The 5,628-nt window shown below is 65.9% G+C and carries 3 protein-coding genes and 1 other RNA gene; 1 reads left to right on the top strand and 3 read right to left on the bottom strand.

Annotated elements, in window-relative coordinates; genetic code table 11:
• The coding region (locus tag BSTEL_RS11250; RefSeq protein ID WP_034530472.1) for a hypothetical protein at positions 1-328 on the bottom strand (328 nt) is incomplete at its 3' end.
• A 53-nt stretch (positions 329-381) separates the two neighbouring features.
• An RNA gene (gene ffs, locus BSTEL_RS11975) (signal recognition particle sRNA small type) lies at positions 382-478 on the bottom strand.
• 185 nt (positions 479-663) lie between these two features.
• On the opposite strand from ffs, the gene BSTEL_RS11245 reads away from it, so the two are divergent.
• Positions 664-3,009 (top strand): transglycosylase domain-containing protein, encoded by a 2,346-nt coding sequence (locus BSTEL_RS11245; protein ID WP_084686305.1) that lies wholly within the window; start codon positions 664-666, stop codon positions 3,007-3,009.
• A 237-nt stretch (positions 3,010-3,246) separates the two neighbouring features.
• Here the strand turns inward: BSTEL_RS11245 and leuA are convergent, their stop codons facing one another.
• The gene (gene leuA / locus BSTEL_RS11240; protein WP_034530471.1) at positions 3,247-5,166 is read right to left on the bottom strand and encodes a 2-isopropylmalate synthase; all 1,920 of its coding nucleotides are present in this window, start codon (positions 5,164-5,166) and stop codon (positions 3,247-3,249) included.
• Positions 5,167-5,628: the final 462 nt, after the last annotated feature.

The raw sequence follows: 5,628 nt of genomic DNA, 5'->3' as shown, positions 1-5,628 counted from the left end.
CCTCGCCGGGCACGGGGGCCGTGCCGGCGGTTCCGGAGATGTCGAGACCGTCCTGTGTGTCGGACACGTCGACGTCGGCGACGTCGGCGATGTCGGCGACGCCGGGGCGGAGCGGGGATGACGCGGACGGAGCGTATGCGGCGGGGGTGCGGGATGCGGCGGTGCTCCCGATGGGGGTGCCGGTCGACGTGCCGGATGTGGTTCCGGCGTTGCCTGGCGTGCCGGGCAGATCGTCCAGCGGTTCGAAATCGCGCAGCAGGTTCACCGGCGCATGCGGATCGCGGATCTGCGGGCCTTGGGAGGTCGTGGGTCGCTGTTCGTCACTCATGCCCACCACACTAGCCCACAGTCTCGCCGGTTCGTTCCGGGTCCGTCATGGGTATGAAAAAACCTCCGCACACCCGTCAGAGGCCGCTTACCCTTGCTGCATTCCTGCCCTGGGGGGTTTGGGCGACATAACGCCGTACGGAGGCTTGCACCACTATACACCATCCCCGGACGAGCACCACTCCGGATATGCGCTCATATTCGCATGAGGTACCGCACGCACGCCCCGACAACCACCCGGCACTTGTGAGGATTCCGAGGACGAACCGGCAGGGATAGCGTTCACACGGGTCCTACACGCACCCTTTTTCAGGGCGTGTGGCTACGGTGGTGCTCATGGTTTCACATTCTCGTAACGGCAGAGGGCGTGCGCGCGGGCACGTCAGGAGCACGGCGGAGCGCAAACCCGCCGCCCGCCATTACCGGGGCGGCAATCATCGCGTCAAGGGCGGCAAGGGGCCGAAACTCAAGGGACGCGGCAGGCATCTCGTCCTCAAATGGGTGCTCGGGCTGATCGCGCTCGGGCTCGCCGCCGGCATCGGCACGTTCGCATACCTCTACATCACCACGGAGATCCCCTCCCCCGAGAAGATCGCGCTCGCGGAGAACACGACCGTCTACTTCAACGACGGCACCACGGAGATGGGCACGTTCTCCGAACAGAACCGCGACATCATCGACTGCGCCGTGCTGCCCGACTACGTGGGCAACGCGGTCGTCGCATCGGAGAACCGCACGTTCTACACGGACAAGGGCATCGACCTGCGCGGCATCGGACGCGCGCTCGTCAACAACGTGACCAAAGGCACCCGTCAGGGCGGTTCGACCATCACCCAGCAGTACGCGGAACGCTACTATCTGGGCGAAACCACGTCGTACACCGGCAAGCTGCGCGAGGCGATCCTCGCGTTGAAGATCGCGCAGACGCAGGACAAGAGCAAGGTCCTGTGCAACTATCTCAACACGATCTACCTAGGCCGCGGCGCCTACGGCATTCAGGCGGCGGCGAAGGCCTACTACAACAAGGACGCGAAGGACCTGACGCTCTCCGAGGCGGCCACGCTGGCCGGCATCATCCCCGCCCCCTCCACGTGGGATCCGGCCGACAATCCGACGATGGCGAAGCAGCGCTTCAAGCGCGTCATCACGATCATGCGCGAAGACGGCTACATCACCGCGAAGGACGCGAAGGACGCGGCCATGCCGGAAACCGTGCAGACCACCACCGACGACGTCTACAAGGGACCGAACGGCTACCTGCTGCAGATGGTGAGGGACGAGCTGGAAAGCCGCAAGGCGTTCACCAAGGACGAGCTCGACACCGGCGGCTACAAGATCGTCACCACGATCGACAAATCCAAGCAGGATCTCATGCAGCAGACCGTCAGCCCCTCGCAGAACGGCATGCAGGGCGTCGTACCCGACGGCATGCAGTTCGGCGCGATGAGCGCGAACCCGAAGGACGGCTCGATCATCTCCCTGTACGCGGGCGACGACTATCTCGCCAAACAGCTCAACAACGCCACGCAGGCCCAGTACGAGGTCGGCTCCACGATGAAGCCGTTCGCACTGCTCGCCACCGTGGAGGCGGGCGTCAACCTCGACACCACGTTCAACGGCAACTCGTACCGCACGTTCCCCGGCATCAGCAGCACGGTGAGCAACTTCGGCGGCGAGAACATGGGCTACATCAACCTGTACCGCGCCACCGCCATGTCGTCGAACACCGTGTACATGGATCTGCAGACCAAGCTCGGCGCGAAGAAGATCGCGCAGACCGCGCGCACCGCCGGCGTCTCCAACAAGGCGCTCGACGGCTCCGAACCGTTCACCGTGCTCGGCAACAACGCGCTCAGCGTCAAGGACATGACCAACGCCTACGCGACGCTCGCCAACCAGGGCAAGAAACCGACCCTGCACATCGTCGCCAGCGTGAAGAACGGCAAGGGCAAGGACCTCTATCAGGCGCCCACCGGCACCGAGCAGGTGTTCACCGCGAACGACACGAACCTCGTCACCAAGGCGCTCACCGGCGTCGTCCAGTACGGCACCGCGACCGAGGCGCGCGGCATCGGCCACAACGTCGCCGGCAAGTCCGGTACGTCGAACAACTCGTATGCGGCGAGCTTCGTCGGCTACACGCCGTCCGTCGTCTCCACGTTCGCCATGTGGTACCCGGACGCGAACGGCAATCCGCAGGAGATTCCCGCGTTCGGCCAGTGGACCGGCGGCTCCGACTATCCGGTGCACCTGTTCACCCAGTACATGAAGCAGGCGCTCGCCGGCACGACAAACGAGACGTTCCCCACCGCGAAGGACACCGGCAAGATCGGCGGCTCCGACGGCACGTGGGGCACCGGCGCGAAGAGCAGCACGAAGAAGAGCACCACCAGCGAGCAGACGTTGGAGGAGCAGTGCGCCGCGAACCCGCAGTCCAGCAGCGCGTGCTCCGGCTACAGCCAGTCCGGCGAGACGACCGGCGGCGAGACCGGCGGCGGCGACACGACCGGCGAGACCGACAACAGCGGTTCCAGCGGCTCCGGCGGTTCGGGTGATTCCGGAGACAACGGCAACAGCGGCGGCTCCGGTTCCGGAGACAACGGCAACAGCGGTTCCGGCGACTCCGGCAACACCGGCGGTGGTACCAGCGGCAACACCGGCACCGGCACGACCGGCCAGTAACCGCAACGGACGGGGCCCTCCAACGAGGGCCCCGCTTTCATACCCGCCCCCCGCAACGCGAACGACCGAAACCACCCTCAGTCCCGCTTCGCGGGACAGCTCCCGCCAGCGGGAGCACACGTCAGCCGGGTTCTTGGTACCCGCCCCCGCCAGCGGGAGCACGCAATCCGCGTCTATACGCGAATGGCCCCCTCACTCACCGTGAGGGGGCCATTTCAGTGGAAGCGGATACGCGTCTCAGCGACGGCCGGCGTTGGCGCGGTTGATCGCGGAGATGATCGCCTTGAGCGAGCTCGTGATGATCGAGGAGTCGATGCCGACGCCCCAGATGATCTGCGCGTTCGTATCCTCGCCCACCTGGCATTCGACGTAGGAGGCGGCCATCGCGTCCGTGCCGACGGACATGGTGTGCTCCACGTAGTCCATCACGGAGGCTTCGATGCCGAAGTTGGCGAGCGCGTTGAGGAACGCGGCGATCGGGCCGTTGCCGATGCCGGAGACCTCGCGCACCTGCTCCTCGTCCTTGCCGACGTTGATGCCGCGGTCGAGGACCTTCGCCTTGAGCACGGTGTCGGAGCCGTCCTCACCGGAGGAGACGGACACCTTGAGCAGCTTGAGGCGGCCCCACGGGGCGAGCGTGGAGTCGTGCGTGTCGCCGACGACCACGCCGGCGGCGGTCATGCCCGACTGCTCGACCGGCAGGTACTCGTCCTTGAAGAGGCGCCAGATGTCCTCGTCCTTGACTTCCTTCTTCGTGTCGTCCGCGTACTTCTGCACGATCTTGTCGAACTCCACCTGCAGGCGCTTCGGCAGGTCGAGGTTGTGGTTCGTCTTGAGCAGGTACGCCATGCCGCCCTTGCCGGACTGCGAGTTGACGCGGATGATCGCCTCGTATGTGCGGCCGATGTCCTTCGGGTCGATTGGCAGGTACGGCACGAGCCAGACGAAGTCGTCGAGGTTCGCGCCGGCGCGGTCGGCGGCCACCTGACGGGCTTCGAGGCCCTTCTTGATGGCGTCCTGGTGGGAGCCGGAGAACGCGGTGAACACGAAGTTGCCCGCGTACGGGTGGCGCTCGGAGATCTTGATCTGGTTGCAGTATTCGACGGTCTTGCGGATCTCCGGCACGTTCGAGTAGTCGATCTGCGGGTCGACGCCCTGCGTGAGCAGGTTGAGGCCCAGCGTGACGAGGTCGACGTTGCCGGTGCGCTCGCCGTTGCCGAGCAGGCAGCCCTCGACGCGGTCGGCGCCGGCGAGCACGGCCAGCTCGGTGGCGGCCACGCCCATGCCCTCGTCGTTGTGCGGGTGGAGGGACAGCACGATGGAGTCGCGGTCCTGCAGGTGCGTGGAGACGTACTCGACCTCGTCGGCGAACACGTTCGGCGTGGTCATCTCGACGGTGGCCGGCAGGTTGATGATCATCGGATGCTCGGGCGTCGGCTTGATGACGTCGATGACCGCGTTGCACACCTCGACGGCGTACTCCGGCTCGGTGCCGGTGAACGATTCCGGCGAATACTCGTAGTAGAGGTCGATGCCCTTGGCCTCGCCCTCAAGGCTCTTGCACAGTTCGGCCGCGTCGGTGGCGAGCTTCTTGATCTCCGCCTTGTTCTTGCGGAACACGACCTCGCGCTGCAGCACGGAGACGGAGTTGTAGAAGTGGACGACCGCGCGCTTGGCGCCCTTGAGCGCCTCGTAGGTGCGGCGGATCAGGTGCTCGCGGCACTGGGTGAGCACGACGATGGTGACGTCGTCCGGGATCAGCTCACGCTCGATGAGCATGCGGATGAAGTCGAAGTCGGTTTCGGAGGCGGACGGGAAGCCCACCTCGATCTCCTTGAAGCCCATGGAGACGAGCAGATTCCAGAAGCGCAGCTTGCGCTCGGAGTCCATCGGGTTGACGAGCGCCTGGTTGCCGTCGCGCAGGTCGACGGAGCACCAGCGGGGCGCGCGCTGGAGCTTCTTGCCCGGCCAGGTGCGCTCCGGGTAGTCGAACGGCACCTGCTTGTCGTAGGCGACGTACTTGTTGTACGGCATCTTGCTCGGCTTCTGCGGGTCGCCGATGAAGCGTGCGGGAGGCAGCAGCGGGTCGTTGTTCCCTCCGTTGGACGCTGCGGCGACCGCCGCGAGATCGAATACCGATGATTGATCCTGACCCATCGTTCCTCCTTTGCCTGGTGCGTGGCCGTCTCCCGGCGGCCATTTCCGCCGGAGTCCCCGGCGTATATCCGTTTACGCGCATGTAACATGCGCAATCCCCCATCCTACCTACGTCGCGTCCCAACGCCTCGCCGGTTCCACCATATAGCGGCGTTTCAGCGGAATCCGTCCAATAAAGGCGTCCGATAGGGACTAGAGTGGGAGGGGCAGGCGGTGTCGCCGCCGGCATACGCACGTGCGTCGCGGGACCGGCGGCGCATGTCAGTCGATTGGAGAGAAGGCCATGACAAATCCCAACGTTCCACTGCCTCAGGTTCCGCTCCCGCCATCATCGGCACCGTCGCCGAACGCCTATCAGCCGCAGCAGCCCGGCGCGAACGTGCCGCCCGCGCCGGCGTTCCAGCCGGCCGCCGCATCCGCGCCGCAGCCGTCGTTCGCGGCGCCGAACGTGCCGCCGGCGCC

The organism is Bifidobacterium stellenboschense (genome assembly GCF_000741785.1).
Lineage (GTDB): Bacteria > Actinomycetota > Actinomycetes > Actinomycetales > Bifidobacteriaceae > Bifidobacterium > Bifidobacterium stellenboschense.
Note: the sequence above shows the minus strand (reverse complement) of the source record. Positions and strands in the feature narration are given on the sequence as shown.

Bases quoted from the DNA above. Each gene is read 5' to 3' on its own strand.
- BSTEL_RS11245 (WP_084686305.1), top strand. From the start codon at position 664: ATGGTTTCACATTCTCGTAACGGCAGAGGGCGTGCGCGCGGGCACGTC.
- leuA (WP_034530471.1), bottom strand. From the start codon at position 5,166: ATGGGTCAGGATCAATCATCGGTATTCGATCTCGCGGCGGTCGCCGCA.